11 protein-coding genes are annotated in these 19,957 nt (G+C 62.9%); 4 read left to right on the top strand and 7 right to left on the bottom strand.

The features are described 5' to 3' along the window. The first annotated feature begins 87 nt into the window (after positions 1-87). From DX905_RS15230 to DX905_RS15220, 3 genes are all read left to right on the top strand, one after another. Positions 88-3,186, top strand: coding sequence for a TonB-dependent receptor (locus DX905_RS15230; protein WP_240320889.1), 3,099 nt, complete (start codon positions 88-90; stop codon positions 3,184-3,186). Positions 3,187-3,301: 115 nt separating this feature from the next. Continuing rightward, complete coding sequence (locus DX905_RS15225; RefSeq protein ID WP_240320888.1) at positions 3,302-4,804, top strand: tryptophan halogenase family protein; 1,503 nt, start codon at positions 3,302-3,304, stop codon at positions 4,802-4,804. Between the two features lie 10 nt (positions 4,805-4,814). Continuing rightward, positions 4,815-6,053 (top strand): glycoside hydrolase family 27 protein, encoded by a 1,239-nt coding sequence (locus DX905_RS15220; protein ID WP_116092099.1) that lies wholly within the window; start codon positions 4,815-4,817, stop codon positions 6,051-6,053. A gap of 2 nt (positions 6,054-6,055) precedes the next feature. Here DX905_RS15220 and DX905_RS15215 read toward each other — a convergent pair whose 3' ends face one another. The 6 genes from DX905_RS15215 to DX905_RS15190 form a co-directional block, all read right to left on the bottom strand. Further along, on the bottom strand, positions 6,056-8,692 hold the full coding sequence (locus DX905_RS15215; protein ID WP_240320887.1) for a glycoside hydrolase family 3 C-terminal domain-containing protein: 2,637 nt from the start codon (positions 8,690-8,692) through the stop codon (positions 6,056-6,058). Between the two features lie 86 nt (positions 8,693-8,778). Continuing rightward, positions 8,779-10,275 carry a carboxylesterase/lipase family protein gene (locus tag DX905_RS15210; protein WP_205412275.1) on the bottom strand — a complete coding sequence of 499 codons (1,497 nt, stop codon included), beginning with the start codon at positions 10,273-10,275 and terminating at the stop codon, positions 8,779-8,781. Positions 10,276-10,430: 155 nt separating this feature from the next. Continuing rightward, positions 10,431-12,554 carry a M3 family metallopeptidase gene (locus tag DX905_RS15205; RefSeq protein WP_116092096.1) on the bottom strand — a complete coding sequence of 708 codons (2,124 nt, stop codon included), beginning with the start codon at positions 12,552-12,554 and terminating at the stop codon, positions 10,431-10,433. Positions 12,555-12,683: 129 nt separating this feature from the next. After that, positions 12,684-13,283, bottom strand: coding sequence for an acetate uptake transporter (locus tag DX905_RS15200; protein ID WP_116092095.1), 600 nt, complete (start codon positions 13,281-13,283; stop codon positions 12,684-12,686). Positions 13,284-13,364: 81 nt separating this feature from the next. Continuing rightward, a complete protein-coding gene (locus DX905_RS15195) occupies positions 13,365-14,858 on the bottom strand; it encodes an ABC transporter permease (RefSeq protein WP_116092093.1) in 1,494 nt (497 codons plus the stop codon). Next, a complete protein-coding gene (locus tag DX905_RS15190; RefSeq protein WP_116092091.1) occupies positions 14,855-15,769 on the bottom strand; it encodes an ABC transporter ATP-binding protein in 915 nt (304 codons plus the stop codon). Before DX905_RS15190 ends, DX905_RS15195 begins: the two co-directional genes overlap by 4 nt. 154 nt (positions 15,770-15,923) lie before the next feature. Between DX905_RS15190 and DX905_RS15185 the strand changes: the two genes are divergently transcribed. Next, positions 15,924-17,327: a M20/M25/M40 family metallo-hydrolase gene (locus DX905_RS15185; RefSeq protein ID WP_116092089.1), complete on the top strand. Its 1,404-nt coding sequence runs from the start codon at positions 15,924-15,926 to the stop codon at positions 17,325-17,327. A 51-nt stretch (positions 17,328-17,378) separates the two neighbouring features. On the opposite strand, the gene DX905_RS15180 is transcribed toward DX905_RS15185, so the two are convergent. Continuing rightward, positions 17,379-19,901: a TonB-dependent receptor gene (locus DX905_RS15180; RefSeq protein WP_116092088.1), complete on the bottom strand. Its 2,523-nt coding sequence runs from the start codon at positions 19,899-19,901 to the stop codon at positions 17,379-17,381. Between the last annotated feature and the right edge of the window lie 56 nt (positions 19,902-19,957).

Below are 19,957 nucleotides of genomic sequence, written 5' to 3'. Positions count from 1 at the left end.
CGAGGTTAGGGAGAGGAATTCCGGGCGCGGCCAAGCCGTTCGCCGATCCCCTTCTGACGCCATTCAAGCGCTTGAGGGGAACCGAAGATGAAGCCCACCACGCATATGAATCACGCGAGCTTGCTGGCGGCGGCCTCGCTGATCGCAATGGTCCCCGCAACAGCATTCGCGCAGCAGAGCTCGACCACGCAGGGGGCCGACGCGGCCCCGCCGGTCGGACAGGCTGCCAGCCCGAGCGCGGTCGGAGCTGAAGCCGCTGGCCAGCCCGAAGAAGTGGTCGTTACCGGTATTCGCGGTGCACAGACCGCTGCGGTGAACGTCAAGCGCAATGCCGCCTCGGTGGTGGACGCCATCTCCGCGGAGGATATCGGCAAGCTTCCCGACATCACCATTTCGGACTCTCTCCAACGCATTCCGGGCGTGCAGATCCGCCGCGAAGCGGGCGAAGGCGGCGCCGTGAACGTTCGCGGCCTGCCGCAAGTGGTGACGCTGCTGAACGGTGAATCCTATCTCGGCGCCAACTCAATCACGACGATCCAGCCGAATTTCACCGATATCCCCTCGCAGCTCTTCGCCGGCGCGGACGTGATCAAGTCGACCACCGCCGACCTCCTCAATGCTGGCATCACCGGCACGATCAATCTTCGCACGCGGCGCCCGTTCGATCTCAAGCGCGGGCTGACGGCGGCGGCGACGGCGGAAGTCGGCTATGGCGACCGAACGAAGAAATACGATCCCCAGGGCAACATCCTGCTGGGCTACCATGGCGAGGGCTTCGGCGCGCTGGTCTCAGCCACGTACGCCGACGTCAACCTCGCCAACTCGCACAATGGCATCCAGGAAGGCTATGGTGGCACGCTTCATAATGAGAGCCTGGCCGATGCGACGAGCAGCGGTGGCTTCAGCCCCGCCAACCGCCCTCACGGCACGGCCGTCGCCGGCGGCATAGACGTTAACGGCGATGGCGATGCCAACGACACCTTCTGGGTGCCGCAGTCGCAGACCGCATGGAAGCGCGAGGTCGAGCGCAAGCGGCTTGGCATCAACGGGTCGGTCCAGGCGGACCTCAGCGACGCTCTGCAATTCGTCGCGGACGGTTTCTACACGCGACAGCTGCAATATGACCGCATTGCCGGCTTCCAGTTCCAGGATGTGAACTGGCAGGCGGCGGAATTTGTGCCGGGCGTATCGCGCAAAACCGACGTCAAATTGGGCAGTTACGACTTCAACACGATTCAGCGTTACGATTACGACCTGCCCAATTTCGATTCCTATTCGGAAACGTTCCGCACGCTCTCCAGCTCGAAGAACTTCAATGCCGAACTCAAGTTCGACAATGGCGGCAAGTTCAAGATGACCGTTCGCGGTATCTACGGAAAGGCCAAGCAGAAACGCGACGAGAGCTATACCCAATTCAGCCTTTCCAACGGCTTTCAGTGGCAGGCAAACGGCATTGGCCATTATCCTGCCAGCCTGGGCGGCAACCGCGTGTTCAACAGCAACGGCTATGCGGTCGACACGATCGCCGGCCCAGGCTCGCTCCACGCCGTCGTCGATTATTCCGGCGGTACGCCGACCTTCACCCTACCCAGCCAGTTGACCAGCGAAATTGGCAGCATGGATAATTATGCGCTGAAGACGATTTCGTCCGAAGGCAATTATCGGCGCAGTGCCGACCTGAAGGTTGGACGTGCGGATGGATCCTACGAATTTTCGGATGCGCTCAACCTGAGCTTCGGTGCGCGCTACAGCAAGCGCAACGCCAGCAATACGACCTTCGACCGCGTCTCGCCTTTCTATGCGGGCAGCGGCGCGTCCAACCCGGCGGGCTGCCTCGTCAAGTGGAAGGCGTTCGACGTCAATCTAAACAATACATCCACCTGCACCGCGGGTGATGCGGGCGGCTATTTCACGGCCGGCCTCACCCGCAAGGCGAACGACCCGATCTTTGCCGGGATGGTCAAGCAGTTCACGCTTCCCGTGAACGGCGTGCCCGCACTCTACGTGCTCGATCCCAAGGCCCAGGATCATGCGGAAGATTGGCAGAACAAATTCTACCCGGGCAGCGTCGACAGCGTCCAGCCGGGTGCTTCCTACAAGGTCGGGGTCGAGCAGAAGTCCGGCTATATCCAGGCAAACTTCAACACCGATGTCGGCATCCCGTTCAGCGGCAATTTCGGCCTGCGAGTCATCCAGACCAAGCTCCACATCGTCCAGAACCTGACCGATCCCAATCCGCAGGCTTATGGCGTGTCGGCGCTGGACGCAGGCGATGTCGTCACCAATCGCAGCTTCACCGACGTGTTGCCGGCGATCAACGTGGCATTCGACTTCACCCGGCGGCTGAAGCTGCGCGCGGCCTATTCGAAGACGATGACGTTGCTCAATCTCGATCAATGGGGCGGTGGTCTAACGCTCAACTATGCGATCGACACGTCGAGTCCGGGAACGCCGGTGTTCGCGGTGCGTGGCGGCAATTCCGACGGGAACCCGTTCCTCGATCCGTGGCGTGCCGACAATTACGACCTGTCACTGGAATATTATATCGGCCGGTCGAGCCTCGTGAACGTCGGCTTTTTCTACATCGACGTGGCGAGCTTCATCGAACGCGGCTCGGTGACGCGCACCGACCTACCCGACAATGACGGCGTCGTGCGCAATCGCAGCGTGCAGATCTCGACGCCGATCCAGGGCAATGGCGGCAAGCTCAAGGGTTTCGAGCTCGGCGCGAAGCTGGCCTTCAACGATGTGGGTCTCGGCGGCTTCCTGTCCGACTTCGGCGTGGACGCGAATCTCACCTACTCGCCGTCCAAGGGCAGCGGCGACGACCTGGTGGGGCATTCGCTGCCGTTCCAGGACAATTCCAAGATCCAGACCAACGTCGCGCTCTGGTATCAGGGAGATAAATTGCAGGCGCGTGTCGCGCACAATTTCCGCTCCAAGCGACTGGAGAACGGCAATTTCTCCGACCTCGGCGGCGGCAATTATCTGCAGCTTTGGCAGAAGCCGACCAACTATGTCGACGCGTCGGTCAGCTACGACTTCACTCCGAATGTCACGGTCTATGTCCAGGGCTCGAACCTGACGGGAGAGCGCGAACGCTATTACTTAACTTTCAAGGATCTGAAGGCTTACAACAACATCTATGAGCGCCGCTTCCTCGCCGGCGCCCGCGTCAAATTCTGATTACCCCTGTCACTCCCCGTAGTGACCCTGCACTGCCCGTCCCGGTTCCTGCCGGGGCGGGCATTTTCTTTTTTCGGACAGAGCTTAGACCGGCGACATGAGCTTGGCTGAACATATGCCCATCCGTTCGATCGTCATCGTCGGCGGCGGTACCGCAGGCTGGATGGCGGCCGCGGCGTTGGTCGGCCGGTTCGAACGGCAGCCGATCAAGATCACGGTGGTGGAATCCCCTGAGATCCGCACGGTAGGCGTGGGTGAGGCGACAGTGCCCGGCATTCGCGATTTCTTCCGCGATTTGGGCGTGAGCGAAGCGGAGGTGATGCGGGCGAGCCAGGGTACGGTGAAACTCGGCATCGATTTCGTCGACTGGTCCGCGCCCGGCGAAAGTTTCTTCCATCCCTTCGGCCTGTACGGCGCCCCCTCGCGCGGGGTCGCCTTTCACCATTTCTGGCAGAAGGCGCGGCTGGCTGGCGAGCGCCACCCGATCGGCGACTATTCGCTGGCTACGGCAATGGCCAAGGCCAACCGCTTCATGCCACGGCTGGACAAGCCTAGCGGGGACCTTGGCGTGTTCGACTGGGCGGTCCATTTCGACGCTGGTCGCTTCGCGCAATTCCTTGCCGGCTATTCCACCAAGCGGGGCGTGACCCATGTCGAAGGCATGGTCCGCAACGTGCACCGCAACGGCGAAAGCGGGCTCATCACCGAACTGGAACTCAATGACGGGCGTATATTGGCCGGCGATCTGTTCATCGATTGCAGTGGCTTTCGGGCGCTGCTGATCGGGCAGACGATGGGCGAGCGCTACGTCGACTGGACCGACTTGCTGCCGTGCGACCGCGCGGTTGCGATCCCCTGCCGCGGCGGCCCAGGCCCACTGACGCCCTATACCCGCTCAACCGCACGTGCGGCCGGCTGGCAATGGCGCATCCCGCTGCAGCACCGGGTTGGCAACGGCTATGTCTATTCGAGCCGGCACCTGTCTGACGACGAGGCGGTGGCGACGCTGCGCGGCAGTTTGGAAGGCGAGCCGCTAGCCGAGCCGAACATGCTTCGCTTCACGACCGGACATCGTACCCGCTTCTGGTCCGGCAATTGCGTTGCGCTGGGGCTGGCCGCCGGCTTTCTCGAACCGCTGGAATCGACCAGCATCACCCTGATCCAAACAGGTATCGAGAAGCTGATCGAGCTGTTCCCCGACAAGAGCTTTCAGCCCGCGCTCGCCGACGAGTTCAACCGAACGACGATACTGGAATATGAGCGGATCCGCGACTTCCTGCTATTACACTATTGGGCGAATGGCCGGCACGGCGAACCGATGTGGGACGAGTGCCGCACACTCGCCCTCCCCGACGGTCTCGCCCGCAAGCTGAGCCTGTTCCAGGCGCGCGGTAAGCTCGTACGCTATACGTGGGAAACGTTCCACGATCCCAGCTGGATCTCGATGTATGCCGGCTTCGGCATCACGCCTGATCGTTACGATCCGCTGGCCGACTTCTTCTCCAACGAGGAGGTACGCGATGCGCTCTGGCGAATGCGCGAGACCGTCAACGGCCTCGCAACCGCCGCGCCGCTCCACGATCAATTCATCGCCGCAAACTGCGCCGCCGCTAATTGAAAGGATCGACATGAAAAAGATGATCGGAGCGCTGCGTGTTTTGCTGGCGCTGCTCGTGGCGGCGCCGCTCGCCCTGCCCGCGCAGGAAATCGATCCCAACCACCTCCCGCCGTCGCTCGATCCCAAGCGTACCGCCAACGGCCTCGCACAGACGCCGCCGATGGGCTGGAACAGCTGGAACAAATTCGCGTGCAACGTCACCGAAAAGACGATCCGGGCGACCGCCGACGCGATTGCCTCGAACGGGATGAAGGAAGCGGGCTACCAATATGTCGTGATCGACGATTGCTGGCATGGGGCACGCGACGCCGATGGCTTCATCACCCAGGACAAGGATCGCTTCCCATCGGGGATTAAGGCGCTGGCTGATTATGTCCATTCCAAGGGGCTCAAATTCGGCATCTATTCGGATGCTGGCAAGCTCACCTGTGGAGGCCGTCCAGGCAGCCAGGGCCACGAATATCAGGATGCGATTCAATATGCCCGCTGGGGTGTCGATTATCTGAAATATGACTGGTGCTCGACAGGCACGCGCAATGCGGAAGAAGCCTATGCGCTGATGGCGGACGCCCTGCGCGCGACAGGTCGCGATATCGTCTTCTCGTTATGCGAATGGGGCCAGAACAAGCCGTGGCTGTGGGCCTCCAAGATCGGCAACCTTTGGCGCACGACCGGGGACATCTGGGACAGTTTCGACAAGCAGGACAAGGCGCACAGCTGGGCCAACAACATGCTGCGGATCGTCGATCTGAACGAGCCGCTGTGGCCGTTTGCCGGGCCGGGCCATTGGAACGATCCGGACATGCTGGAAGTCGGCAATGGCGGCATGAGCAATGCCGAATATCGCAGCCACTTCTCGCTGTGGGCGATGATGGCGGCGCCCCTGATCGCAGGCAACGACGTCGCCAACATGGATGCCGAAACGCGCGCTATCCTGCTCAATCACGACGTGATTGGCGTCGATCAGGATCCGCTTGGCGTGCAGGGCCGCCGTGTGTGGAAAGATGGCGATCAGGAAGCGTGGGTTAAGCCGCTATCAGGCGGACGGCGCGCGGTCTTGTTCTTCAACCGCGGGGCCAAGGCGGCGCCGACGCAAGTCGCATGGGAGGCATTGGGCTATCCACCCGCACTTAAAGCACAAGTGCGGGACCTGTGGGCGCACAGGCCGCTGGCGGCATCAGCGGGGCGATTAGGCGCCACCGTGCAGCCTCACGATGTGGTGATGCTGCTGGTGACGCCCCTCGGCTGATCCTAGCGCGGAAGCGCCAGGCTGCCCGCTACGGTAAATTGACCCGCGCTGCCCGGCGCACCCGTGCCGGGCTGCCCGCCGCCGACCCAGATTTTATAGCTCGTCGGCACGATCCGCATAACGCCCTTCACATCGGCAAAGGCCAGATCGCGCGGCGTTAGTCGGAAGCTGAGCGTCTTCGTCTGGCCTGGATTGAGATGAACGCGCTGATAGCCCTTGAGCGAGCGCAGCGGCGTGCCCTTTACACCGGGGGTGGAAATGTAGAGCTGCGCGACCTCGTCACCGGCAATCTTGCCGGTATTGCGCACCCGCACACTCACCGTCTGCTCCTTCCCGGCGGCGAGCTGCGCCACGGCAATGGTCGGTGTCGAATAGGCGAAGCTGGTGTAGCTCAAGCCGTGGCCGAACGCATATTCGGGCTGTCCACCGAAGTAGCGATAGGTACGGTTCTTCATCGAATAGTCGACGAACGGCGGCAGTTCGGCCGTGGATTTGTAAAAGGTGACCGGCAGACGTCCGCTCGGGTTGACGCTGCCCTTGAGCACCTCGCCGATCGCCTGGCCGCCCTGCTCGCCCGGATACCAGGCCTGGAGGATGGCGCGTGCCTTGGCATCGTCGCCACCTAGCGCGATTGCCGATCCGCTTTGCAGCACGACGACGAGCGGCTTGCCGGTCGCCGCGACGGCATCGAGCAGCGCGAGCTGGGCCGCGGGCAACGCGATGCTGGTGCGGTCGCCGCCATCGAAGCCCGGAACCTTGAGCGGCATTTCCTCGCCCTCGAGCCAGGCATTGAGACCGACGAAGGCGACGACGACATCCGCGTCCAGCGCATTGCGCACCGCTTCGTCGCGCAGCGCCGCCAAAGGCGGCTTCCACGCAAAGCTGATGTCGCTCGCCCGCGACGATTCATGCGCGAATTCGAGCATGAAATTGCGCGGCGCCGTGTCGGCGAAATGGACGGTCATCGGCTGGAAAGTCTGGTCGCGCCCGTTGCACTTGGCGCTTACCTTGAGGTCTTCGGCGCCCTCCACATGGATCGTGTAATTCTCCGTACCGTTGCCGACATCGCAACGGCGGCGCGTCTCGAATTGGAGCACATAGTCACCCGGCGCCGGTACCGCGATCTTGCCGCTCCACCGTACAGAGAAGGTCTTGCGGTCGACACCTGGCGCCGGGTCGATTGAAGCCCAGTTGAAATCGATTTCCTTGTCTGTCCGCTTCGCCACCACCGGGCCCGAGAAGTCGGCGCTGTTATAGAAGGTGGCCGACAGGCCGTTCGGGAAAGCGGTGCGGGGCACCGGCACCGCGACCTGCTCGGTGAACGGCGCGCCCTGGGCATAGCTGACGTTCGCCTTGCCGAAGGCCGCCTCGACCCCATCCAGCGGCAGGATCGGCTCGGTCGGCGTGCCATTATAATTGCCTTCCAGCCCGATCAGCGAGGTCGCGGTCGGCCCGACCACGGCGATCTTAGTGCCGCGGGCGAGCGGCAGCATCCGGTCATTCTTGAGCAGGACGATCGATTCGCGCGCGGCCCGCAGCGACAGCGCCTTGTGCGCATCACTGTGATTCTGATCGATGCCGATCCGGGAAAACGGCACCATCTCCGGCGGATCGAACATGCCGAGCCGCATCCGCGCGGTGAACAGGCGCCTGAGCGCCACATCCATATCGGCCTCTTTCAGATAGCCCTGCCGCACCGCTTTGGGCAGATCGAGCATCTCGTCCTTGAAGTCGCAGCCCGTATCGGTGCCCATCCGCACCGACAATGCCGCGCCTTCCGGGTTGGTCTTGGTATTATGATGACCGGTGGTGATGTCGTCGATCGCCCCGCAATCCGACGTAATGAAGCCCTGGAAGCCCCAGTCGCGCCGCAGGATGTCGCCCAACAAAGTGCCGTTGGCGCAGGCCGCCTTTCCGTCGACGGCATTATAGGCGCACATCAGCGAATAAGCTTTGCCTTCGACGATCGCGCGCCGGAACTGCGGCAAATAGGTTTCGGTCAGGTCGCGCGGCGCAACATCGACGTTGAAGCCGTGACGTAGCGGCTCCGGCCCGGAATGGACGGCGAAATGTTTGGGCGTTGCGATCGCTTCGAAATATTTGGGGTCATCTCCCTGGACGCCGCGAATGAACTGCGTTCCCAGCGTGCCGCTGAGATAGGGATCTTCGCCGAGCGTTTCCTGACCGCGGCCCCAACGGGGATCGCGGAAGATATTGATATTCGGAGACCAGAAGGTCAGCCCGTAATAGCGGTCGAAATTCCGTTCGCGCTGCGCCTGGTTATATTTGGCGCGGCCTTCAACCGCGACGACGCGGCCTTCGGCATGGAGCAGGTCCGCGTCCCATGTCGCCGCCATGCCGATTGCCTGGGGAAAGATCGTTGCTTCGCCGGCGCGGGCGATGCCATGCAGCGCCTCATTCCAATAATCGTAAGCGGGCACGTCGAGCCGGGGAATGGCGGGCGCGGCATTCTGCATCTGCGCCGCTTTTTCCTCCAGCGTCATGCGGCCCACGAGGTCGGAGACGCGCGCCGGAAGTGGCGCCGAGGGATCCTTGTAGAGCTGCGCATTGGCAGCCTGGGCGAGAGCGATAGCGCTACCATAAACGGCCAAGCGGGCGGCGATGCGGCGATTGATCACGGCTTTCCTCTCTGCTGACGCGCCCCGTCATCAAGCGGAGCGTCGTGCCCTGTGTTACGACAGAGGCCGCGGCGGGGAAAGAGCCATCAGCGCGGCGGCTCCAGGGCGTCCATCGCGACGTAACGCGCCTGATCATTGAACAGCGCACGCCGGCTTTCCACGTCGATCGTCTGCCGCTGGATAGCCTTGTCGTCCGTCGAGGCCCGCGCCCACAAGGGCAATCCAGCTCCGTTGGGATCGCCGGTTTTGACGAAGTTGACGAAATAGCCGTTCATCGTCGCCGACACCCGTCGATCCCCGTCCGTCCACGCATAAGCCGGATTGGCGTCCAGATTTCCGAGCGCATATTCGATTTCGGCACTGTGGACCGCGCCGTAGGGAGCCGGCCCGGTCGCGCTATAGGCGGTCGGGCGCACATGCTGGTAGTAATAATAGAAAGTGGGGGCACCCGAGCGGCGATGGGCATCGAACCAGCGCCAGGTCGCGGCGCCTAGAAAGCGATCGCTGGACAGATCAGTCGCGACGCGCACCACATCCCCGTCGCTCGCCGCCGGATAGAGCGCGAACACGGCATCGGCCTTGTCGCCATACAAGCGCGCCAGAGAAGCACGGTAATTGGCGACCGTTGGCGCCGCATTGTTGAGTATAGCATCGGCGGCACCTTCCTGAGAATTGGATCCCACCAACAACGGTATCTTCGCCGCTTTCCCGCTCGCATACGTCACGGCAGCCGGCTCAGGCAGGAAATAGCCGTCTACGAGCGGCCCGAACCGCGCCCCGCCGTAGCTCTGCACCTCCAGCAATTTGTCCGCGGGAATGGCGCGTAGCTGAGCCAGTGTCGGCACTTGCAGCGACTCCGCATAGCTCATCCCCGCTGCTTCCCCTTCGGCGAGAGTTGGCGTCTTCGCCGACATCATGACCGAACCGCTTTCGCCAATCGCGCCTGCGATATTCTTGCGGCTGAGTGGCGAGACCATCAACGCACTGACTGACATTGAGCCTGCGGATTCGCCGCCGATTGTGATCCGTTTGGGATCGCCGCCGAACTGCGCAATGTTACGCCGGACCCAAGCCAGCGCCGCGGCCTGGTCGAGCAAACCATAATTGCCGGAGGCGTGGTGGCCAGACTCGCCCGAGAGCTGGGGATGGGCGAAGAAGCCGAAGATACCGAGCCGATAGTTGAGCGTGACCACAACCATGCCGTGCGACGCCATCGCCGCACCGTCATAGCGCGGCTCGGACGCGTCGCCGGCGATGAACCCGCCGCCATAGATGTAGACCAGCACCGGCAACTTTGCCGAGGAAGCTGCGCGCAGTTCCGCCGGCGTCCAGACGTTGAGATACAGGCAATCTTCACTGGCCGACGGCGAGCGGAAGAACATGTCGTCCCACATATGCTTCTGCATGCAGCGCGGCCCGAACTGGTCGGCGGGGCGGATGCCATCCCACGATCGCACCGGCTGCGGTTCGCGCCACCTCAGATCGCCTATCGGCGGACGTGCGAAGGGAATGCCGCGGAACATCTGCACCGAAGATCCGGTCGGCGCGGGAATCCCCTCGATCAGGCCACTATCGACTTTCACGACGGCCCCGCCGGGCGCCGCCTTTGATGGTGACATCGCCACGGCCAAAGCCGCAGCCGCTATTCCGGCCCGTCGCATCGTCCTCTCCTCGGCGCACCGGCTTTCCCGGCATCGTTATCGGGCAGGCGAGTTCGGACTCGCCTGCCATCCATCACTTACTTGCCCGTCGGCAGCCCATGTTCTTCCAGCATCGGGCCGATATCCGGATCCTTGCCGTAGAAGGCCCGGAACATCGTGCCATAATCCTGGGTATGGCCGCGCGACAGGATAAGATCGCGGAAGCGCTGGCCGTTCTCGCGGGTCAACCCGCCATGGTCCATGAACCAGTGGTAGGATGCGTGTTCCAGCATCTGCGTCCAGAGATAGGCGTAATAGCCCGCCGAATAGCCGTTCGACCAGATGTGCAGGAAGTAGCTCGAGCGGTAGCGCGGCGGCACGTTCGCCGTATCCAGCCCCATCGTATCGAGCGCCTTCTTCTCGAAGGCATCGACGTCCTGGCGCGACGCGCTGGCCGGCAGGCTGTGCCAATCCATGTCGAGCGTGGCGGCTTCCACGACTTCGCCCAATGCATAGCCCTGGTTGAACTTGGCGGCCTTCTTGATCTTGTCGACCAGCGCCTGCGGCATCGCGGCACCGGTGCGATAATCCTTGGCGTAATTGGCCAGTACCTTGGGGTCGAGCGCCCAATGTTCGTTGAACTGGGAGGGGAACTCGACCCAGTCGCGCGCCGTGTTGGTGCCCGACAAGGTCGGATAGGTCTGGCTGGCGAACAGGCCGTGCAGCGCATGGCCGAACTCGTGGAACATGGTGGTCGCGTCATCGAAGCTGATGAGCGCCGGCTGACCGGCAGCCGGTTTGGTGAAATTGGCGACGTTATAGACAACCGGTTTGGTTTTCAGCAGATAAGACTGCCCGACGAAATTCGACATCCACGCGCCGCCGGATTTGTTGTCGCGCTTGAAATAGTCGAAATACATCAGCCCCATTTCGGAACCGTCTTTGTCGTAGACGGTGTAGACCATCACGTCGGGCTGATAGACCGGAATGTCGGTGCGGCGTTTGAAAGTCAGGCCGTAAAGCTGGTTGGCGGCGAAGAAGACCCCCTTCTCAAGTACCGTATGCAGCTCAAGATAGGGCTTCACCTCATTCTCATCGAGGTCGTACTTGGCCTTGCGGACTCGCTCGGAATAACGGTCCCAATCCCACGGCTTGAGCGTGAAATTCTCGCCGCCCGCTGCGATCGTGGATTGTAGTTCCGCTACCTCCGCTTTCTGCTCCGCCGCAAGCGCGGGCACCAATTGCGTCATGAACGCCTTGGCCGCTTGCGGCGTCTTGGCCATCTGGTCCTGCAGCACATAATCGGCCCAGGTCGGGAAGCCGAGCAATGCCGCCTTCTGGGCGCGCAGATAGGCTATCTCGCGAATGGTCGCGCGCGTATCGTTGGCGTCGCCCTTCTCGGCGCGGGTCCAGCTTTGCTTGAACAGCGCCTCCCGTGTCTCGCGATCCGCCAGGCTCTGCAGCGCGGGCTGCTGCGTCGTGTTCTGGAGCGGCAGGACATATTTGCCGGCCAGCTTGCGCTCTGTCGCATCCTTGGCGGCAGCGGCGATCGCGCCTTCGTCCAAGCCTGCCAGCTTGGCCTTGTCGTCCACCACCAGCGCACCTGCCTTGGCAGCTGCCAGCAGCTTCTGCTGAAACGCGGTCTCCAGCGTCGTCAGCTGCGTATTAAGCGCGCGCAGCTTGGTCTGGTCGGCACCCGACAATTGCGCGCCTGCGCGGATGAAGCCCGCATGATAGACTTCGACCAGCTGCCGCTGTTCGGGCGTCAGCCTGAGGCTGTCGCGCTTGGCGTAGATCGCCTGGACGCGGGCAAACAGCTTTGGGTTGAGATAGATCGAGTCTGAATGCTGGCTCAGCTTGGGAGATTCGATCTCCTGCACCTTGTCGAGCGTCGGGTTCGTATTGGCTTGCACCACGCCGAAGAAGGCGCTGGTCGCCCGATCGAGCATCCGGCCCGACCGTTCGATCGCGACGATCGTGTTGTCGAATGTCGGCGCGGCAGGGTTGTTGGCGATGCGGGCGATCTCTGCCGCCTGCTCAACCATGCCCGCCTCGAGCGCAGGCTGATAATCCTTGTCGGTGATCAGATCGAACCGCGGCGCCTGGAATGGAAGCGTGCTCGGCTGAGCAAAGGGATTGGCGGCGGGTGCAGCCCCGTTAGCCACAGAAGCAATCAGGCAGGCCGACATCGTCGAGCTCCAGAGCCACGTCATCGCTTTCATATTTGAGGAAATCCTTCGGAGAATGTTCGGCACACGCCGGATGAAGGCAGCGTGGAACGGCTCTCCGAGATAATCAAGGGACGACGAGCCTGGCGACGGGCAGGAGAATCCTGCCCGTCGCGGCTACGACTATGACAGAAAGGGCGTGGCCCCCAGCGGCACCACGTTGCGCCCGAAGGTCGCATTGGTGACGATGCCGAAGCTTCCGTACAAGGCCAGCGTTCCGCACACGAGGCCAAGCCAGCCGCCTGCCTGCGTCAGCCCATGATTGCCCTGGATCGCGCCGAGGCCAAGCAGGCCGAACGTGACCCATAGCGTCAGGAAGATCAGGAAGATCACCTTGGAAAGACGGAAGGTGCTCACCCACAGGTAAAGCGTCAGCACGCCCCACAGCAGCAACGCTACGCCCACCGTAGGCCCAACCGCGGACAGATCGATCCAACCATTGTGGCCGAACAGCAGAAGGAATGCGAACCACCACCAGAAGGCGCCGTAGCTCAGGAAGGCGGTCATTCCGAAGGTGTTACCCAACCGTACCTCAAACACGCCTGCGAATATCTGCATCAAGCCGCCAAAGGCCAAGGCGAGCGGAATGACGACCGGCTCTCCCCCTGCGGGCAACACGCCGGCATTGATCAGGCTTAACAACACGGTGGTCATGCCAAATGCCACCAGCCCCAGCGCGGCCGGATTAGCCACGGGAACGATCGTCACGGTTTCTTCAGCCATCCTTATTCCCCCTCGCTCGAAGCTTGTGCCTCGATGCGGAACGGAGGCTATGGTTGCGCTACCGCGCGGTCAAGCCAAGTCTCACTCGGCGTCCCGGCCGGTCATCAGCCGCGCGATTCGGGCCAGCCCCGGCTTGGAGCCGGCGCTCAGTAGGCTGGCGCGGAACACGCGGCCGAGCAGTACCACCTCAAGCGCCACGAACAGCGCCAGCATGACGCCGCAGCCGATCAGCTCCCATAACGGCACGCCCGCCCCCATCCGGGCGAGCATGGTGAACGGGGTGTAGATCGGGATCCAGCTCATGATCCGCACCGCCAGGCTGGACGGGTCGCGCAGGATCGCCTGGGCGATGATCGCAAACGGCATGGCGATCACCAGCAGCACCGGGCTGAGATAGGCCTGGGCATCCCGGAAGCTGTCGCTCATCGCGCCGATCGCCAGGAAGATCATCGAGATCATGAGGTAGCCGGCCACGAAGTAATAGGTCATCGCCAGCGCCACGCCGGGCGAGGACAAGGGGGCAAGGGCCGGGCGGAGAAATTCCGCAATCATTCCCTGGGTCGCGAAGGCCGCCCCGATCGCGCACATCACCCAAAAGGCCACCATCGTGAGCCCGACGGCGACGGTGCCGACCAGCTTTCCGTACATCAGCTCGTTCGGGCTGACGCACGCCAGCACCGTCTCGATCAGCTTGTTGGATCGTTCCTCGACCGTGCCCTGCAGCATCCACGATCCCGACAGCATCAACGACATCAGCAGAATGTAGGAGGTGAGCAGTGGCAGGATCGAGCGGATGACCACCTGCTCCTGCCCATGTCCGGGCGGCGGCTTGTTGACCGCGATCAGCGGCGCGATCTGGCCCGCGGCGGATGCCATCGCCGGGCTCACCCCCTGGCCCTCCAGGAAGTGCACGCGCAGCGTACGCGTCAATTCGTCCTGCAGCGCGCCCATCAGACCGCCGGAGACCGGGCCGTCGGACCAGACCTGGACGGCCGCGCCCGGCGTCCCGAAGTTCGCAGGCACGTAGACCGCATAGTCCAGCTTGTCCTTGCCCTCTTCCTTCCTGGGAGGGTTGACCAGAGCGGTCATGGCGCGCGCCAGCCTCTCGGGCGTGCTCGTCGCAATGGCGGCGGGTGTCGGCACCAGCCGGTACAGCGGCTCCGGCGCGTCGAACGCCGGCGTCTCCGGCTGGGCCGCGCGGCGCATCACCGCTTGAGCATGCGCCGCCCCACCTTGCTGGACGAACGACATGACTTCGGCATCGCTATAAAAATGATCATGCCGCGCCCACGGCGCCCCCGGCTGCGCGCGGTCGAGACCGTTGCGCTCCGCATAGCGTGCCAAGGCGTTCAACACGCGGCGCTGCTCCTCCAGCTCGATCCGTTGACGGACCGCGGGCGCCTTGCCGGCCGGATCGATCAGCATCACGGTCTCGGTCTGCGACTTCTGCATGAAGTGCGATGCGATCGGTCCAATCGCGAGCGCGAATGGAATGATCAGCAACGTGATCCAGAAGCTGCGTGCCGCGGCGATCTGCCGGAATTCGCGCGCGGCGATGAGCAGGATGTTGGTCATGCCGCGCCCTCCTCGCCACCGACAATGTGCAGGAAGACGTCGTGGAGGCTGGGCCGGCTCTGCTCGAAGCGGCGCAAGGCGAATCCGCGTTCGGTGCACGCCTGGAGCAGATCGCCGGGATCGCCGCCGGGCGCCAGGCGAACGTCCCATTCACTCCAGCCGTCCCGCGTCCCGGTTTGCGCCGCGTCCACGACTCCAGGCAAACCGGCGGGCGTGCTGCGCGACACCAGCAATAACCTTGCCGGCAGGGTGGCGCGCGCCTGATCCTGCGTGCCCTCGAACAATTTGCGCCCTTGCGCCAACAGCAGCAGCCTGTCGCACAGCCGCTCGGCATGTTGCATGACATGGGTCGAAAAAACGATCGTCGAGCCGGCCTTCGACAGGCGCTGGATTTCCGCCTCGAGCAGGCCCTGGTTAACCGGATCGAGCCCGGAGAAAGGTTCGTCGAGGATCAATAATTTCGGCGCGTTGACGACCGCGGTCGCCAACTGGACCTTTTGCGCCATCCCCTTCGACAATTTGTCGATCTTGGTGCCGGCCGAGCTGCCGAGCCCGAAGCGGTCCAGTAACGCCCGCCCCTCGCGGCGCGCATCGTTGCGGGTCATCCCCTTCAACCGGCCGAAATAGGTGATCGTATCGAGCGCCGTCATCGTGCGGTAAAGCCCGCGTTCCTCGGGCAGGAAGCCCAGGTCGGCGCTGTTCTCACGCCCCGGCTTGCGGCCCAGTATCTCGATCCGCCCGGCGGTTGGCCGGATGATGTCCAGCACCATCCGCAGCGACGTCGTCTTGCCCGCGCCGTTGCCGCCGAGAAAGCCGAACACCTCGCCGTCCTGCACCTGGAAGCTCAGGTCGTCGACCGCGCGCTTGTCGCCGAAATCCTTGGTCACGCCGTCAAGCACAAGCGCCGTCATTTGCACCCTCCATGAGAGCGCTGCCCGCCCCCCGGTTTATCCCCGGCAGATAGCCGGTTACGCCAGCGCGGGAAATATAGTCGCGTCGGTGCGAGTGCGCTTTCCTTCATCCGCAACGCTTCTAGGATGAAGCCTTCTCTCGTGAGGGGTCGTCATGCAATTTCGTACCACCGCTTCCCACCTGCGCGCTCTGCTGATCGGTTGCGCCTGCCTCCTTACCGCCCCCGCATTGGCCGGACCCAACCCGGCCGCCGAAGCGCAGACCCTGGATATCCTCAAGCGCGCGATCGCATTCCGCAGCGTGCAGGGCCCGGGAAACCAGACGCCGCAACTGGCGGCCTACCTGAAAAGCGTGCTCGTCGCCGGCGGCTTCGCGGCGGATGACGTCACAATCACCCCGGTCGAGGATTCCGCATTTCTGGTCGCGCGCTATCGCGGTTCGGATGCCAAGCTGAAGCCACTGCTATTGTCCGGCCACATGGACGTGGTGGAGGCCAAGCCCGCCGACTGGCAGCGCGACCCCTTCACCGCCGTGATCGAGAACGGCTATGTCTATGGCCGTGGGGCCACCGACATGAAGTTCGGCGACGCGCTGATGATCGCGACCTTGGTCGAGCTAAAGCGCACCGGCTTCAAGCCGAAGCGCGACGTCATCCTCATTCTCTCGGGCGACGAGGAAACGACCATGAAGACGACGGAGATGCTCGCCGCACAATTTCCCGACGCCTATATGCTGCTCAATGCGGACGGCGGCGGCGGCAATCTCAGCGAAGAGGGCAAGCCGACCTATTTCGCGCTGGAAGGCGCGGAAAAAGCCTATGGCGATTATACGCTGACCTTCACCAATCCCGGCGGCCACTCGAGTGCACCACGCCGGGAGAATGCGATCTACGAGCTCGCGGCGGCGCTCACCCGCATCGGCAATTACCAGTTCACGCCCCAATTGAACGACATCACCAGGGCTTATTTCGTCGCCGCCGCCGACCGCGCCGAACCGAAAATCGGAGCAGCGATGCGGGCCTTTGCCGCCAACCCCGCCGACAAGCAGGCGATCGCAACCCTGTCCGCCGATCCGGCTTATGTCGGCAAGATCGGCACCACCTGCGTCGCGACCATGGTCAATGCCGGCCATGCCCTCAACGCGCTGCCGCAGCGTGCGAGTGCCAATATCAACTGCCGGATTTTCCCGGGGACGTCCTTCAAGCAGATCGAAGACGAATTAGTGAGGGTCGCCGCCGACCCGAAGATGCAGATCCAGTTCATCGCCACCGGCACCACCGCGAGCCCCGCCTCGCCCATGCGCGCAGACGTGACCGCCGCGGTCAAGGAAGGCCTGGCGTTCGGTTACCCCAACGTGCCGATCATCCCCAGCATGTCATCGGGCGCCAGCGACAGCATGTGGTTCCGCGTGCGCGGCGTGCCGAGCTATGGCGTCGCGCCGATCTTCCTGAAGGATTCGGACGATTTTTCGCACGGGCTGAACGAGCGGACGCAATTGTCCAATATCGAGCCGGGGGTCGCCTACTGGAAGGTGCTGATCAAGCGGCTGTCGAACTGACTTCAGCCAGCGCGTTGAGGCGAGAGGCCGACGCCTCTCGCCTCAGGCCGATCAGAACCGATAGCCCATTCGGACGCCGAACGTCTGCGGCCGGTAGACATAATAATAGGACCGCTGCGAACAGGAGCCGCACTCCTGCGAAGAAGAGAGCTGCGCCCGCTTGTCGAACACGTTGGAGGCGAATAATTCTGTGGTGATATTGCCCCAATCATAGCCCACGGCGAGATCAACCAGGTCATAAGCGTGCAGCCGGACCGGCGCATCATCCGTGCTGACGCCGATCCGCAATGCCGAGGACGCCGAGCTGGAATGCGTCCACAGCCCCTGCAGGTGCGCCTTGCCCGCGCCGAGCGCCCATTCGTAGCGGGCGATGCCGCTCGCCTTGAATTTGGGCGTTACCGGCAGGCGCGTCCCCTTGGGTGCGACGATCGAATTATCCGTGTCGGTGCAGGCGAAGCTCGGATCGTCGATGGCGCAGAGATTGCCGCGCAGCTTGCCGTCGAGATAGGCGCCGCTGGCGGTCAGCGTCAGCCCGCTGACCGGATAGACGCTGATGTCGGATTCGATGCCGCGGATGCGGGCATTCGGCCCGTTATGGATTTCGGTGAAACTGTTCGCACCGAGGAAGCTGTACTGGAACGCTTTCCAATCCTCCTGGAAGATCGCGCCGTTCCAGCGGAATTTGCGATCGAACCATGACGTCTTCCACCCGACTTCATAATTGGTGAGATAATCGGGCTTATAGGGTTCGAGCGAGCCGCGGCGATTGATGCCGCCTGGCCGGAAGCCGCGCGACCAGGTCGCATAGACCATATGGTCGGGATCGACCTTCCACGTCAGGTTGAGTTTGTGGATGAAGCCGTCATCCTTGGCGCGGCGCGGCTTGACCTTGCCGTCGACCGGGACACCAAGATTGGTACAGGGTGCGCCGGCTTCGTCGGCCGGCACGAGCGTACCGCCGGGATTGTCGCGCACGGTGGTACCGTCGGTGTTGAAGCACCCTGCCACGCCGGTGCGTGAACTGCCGGCCCCGTTATATGGCGGCCCATCCGGGTTACGGCCGAAGCCAAAGAAGCCGATCAGCGAGTTGTCGAACTTGTAATAACGCACGCCGCCGGTGACGGTCAGGTTGGGGAGGATGTCATAGGACGCCTCGCCGAACGCCGCATAATCCTTGTCGAGGCGATGCTGCTGCGTCAGCCACAACGTGCCCGGATAGCCGTTCACCGACAGGTCGTCGGCAAGCCCGGGCACCTGATAATCCTGGCGAATATTGTGATATTGCCGCTGGTAGAACAGGCCGCCGACGACGCGGAACGGCTTGTCCGCCGGTGACGAGATACGAAGCTCCTGGCTGAGCTTGTTGAACTTGTCGGTACCGACGATACGCTGCACCGGCACGATCTGGTTGCCCGCATTATCCTGATAATAGAAGTAGTTGGCCAGGCCACCATAGCTTGCATACATGGCGTCGTACGCTTCGGCATAGTCGGTATAATCGCTCGAGGAATTGATCTTCCGCTTCAGGTAGGCGCCGGAATAGGTCAGGTCCCAATTGCCGATCTTGCCCTCGATCGTCAGCGCGCCCTGAATGAAGCGGTCGTGATTATATTCGGGCCGGAAATGCTGGACCTTAAGGTCCCCGACTGATCCGTCGGTGCCGAAAGCGCCATGGTTCTTCTGATCCTGGCCGAATGCGGTCGCCGTGGCGGTCCAATTGTCGTCGAGGTCGATCTTGAGCGCGGCGCGGCCGCCCCACACATCGACGTCGTTGTAATTCTTCTTCACGAAATCGTCGTTGTTGATCGTGATGCCGGGATTGAAGCCGCCGGCACCGTCGGACGCTCCGAGGAAGGTTCGCGTACCGGGGACATTGTCGATGAAGCCGGCGTCATGCTCGTAAAAGCCGACGATCCGGATCGCGGCATTTTCCGACAACGGATGGTTGATGAAACCTTCGATCTTGCCGCCCTGGCTGCCCTTGGTGACCTTGTTTCCCTCGACATCGATCCCACCGTAGGTGCTGCTCGTATCGGGCTTGTTGGTGATGATGCGCAGCGTGCCGCTTTCCGACGAGGCGCCGTAAAGCGTCCCCTGCGGCCCGGACAGGGCCTCGATCCGGGCGATATCATAAATGTGGACGTCGAGATTGCCGCCGATGGTGGTGATCGGCTGTTCGTCCAGATAAACGCCGACCGACGGAAGCGAGCCCGAATGGTTGCCATCCCCGCCGGAAGCCGCGCCACGGATATAGACCGTCGTCACGCCCGGCTGGGTGGTCTGGAACGAAACACTCGGCAGCTGGCGCGTGAATTCGTTGAAATTGGTGATGTTGAGCTGCTCGAGCTTCTGGGTGCCGATCGCCTGGATACTGATCGGCACATTCTGCAGATTCTCGGAGCGCTTCTGCGCGGTCACCACGATTTCGTCGGGCCCGCTCGATATCTCGCTCGCGCTGGCCGCGGGCGTGCCGGTATCGGCGCTCGGCTTGTCCTGGGCCATGGCGCTGCCGCTGGTCCCGGCAAGAATAGTACCGGCCAGCAGCGCTGCCACGAAGCGGCTCTTCTCGCGCATAGGTATGACTCCCTGTATTCTTATTGGACGGGAGGCTGTTACTGAGCCGTTATGGT

Origin of the sequence: Sphingomonas crusticola (genome assembly GCF_003391115.1) — a bacterium.
GTDB lineage: Bacteria > Pseudomonadota > Alphaproteobacteria > Sphingomonadales > Sphingomonadaceae > Sphingomonas_I > Sphingomonas_I crusticola.
The sequence above is the reverse complement of the archived record's forward strand: the minus strand, read 5'-3'. Positions and strand labels throughout refer to the sequence as shown.

Bases quoted from the DNA above. Each gene is read 5' to 3' on its own strand.
- DX905_RS15180 (WP_116092088.1), bottom strand. From the start codon at position 19,901: ATGCGCGAGAAGAGCCGCTTCGTGGCAGCGCTGCTGGCCGGTACTATT.
- DX905_RS15195 (WP_116092093.1), bottom strand. From the start codon at position 14,858: ATGACCAACATCCTGCTCATCGCCGCGCGCGAATTCCGGCAGATCGCC.
- DX905_RS15185 (WP_116092089.1), top strand. From the start codon at position 15,924: ATGCAATTTCGTACCACCGCTTCCCACCTGCGCGCTCTGCTGATCGGT.
- DX905_RS15190 (WP_116092091.1), bottom strand. From the start codon at position 15,769: ATGACGGCGCTTGTGCTTGACGGCGTGACCAAGGATTTCGGCGACAAG.
- DX905_RS15220 (WP_116092099.1), top strand. From the start codon at position 4,815: ATGAAAAAGATGATCGGAGCGCTGCGTGTTTTGCTGGCGCTGCTCGTG.
- DX905_RS15200 (WP_116092095.1), bottom strand. From the start codon at position 13,283: ATGGCTGAAGAAACCGTGACGATCGTTCCCGTGGCTAATCCGGCCGCG.
- DX905_RS15225 (WP_240320888.1), top strand. From the start codon at position 3,302: ATGCCCATCCGTTCGATCGTCATCGTCGGCGGCGGTACCGCAGGCTGG.
- DX905_RS15230 (WP_240320889.1), top strand. From the start codon at position 88: ATGAAGCCCACCACGCATATGAATCACGCGAGCTTGCTGGCGGCGGCC.
- DX905_RS15205 (WP_116092096.1), bottom strand. From the start codon at position 12,554: ATGAAAGCGATGACGTGGCTCTGGAGCTCGACGATGTCGGCCTGCCTG.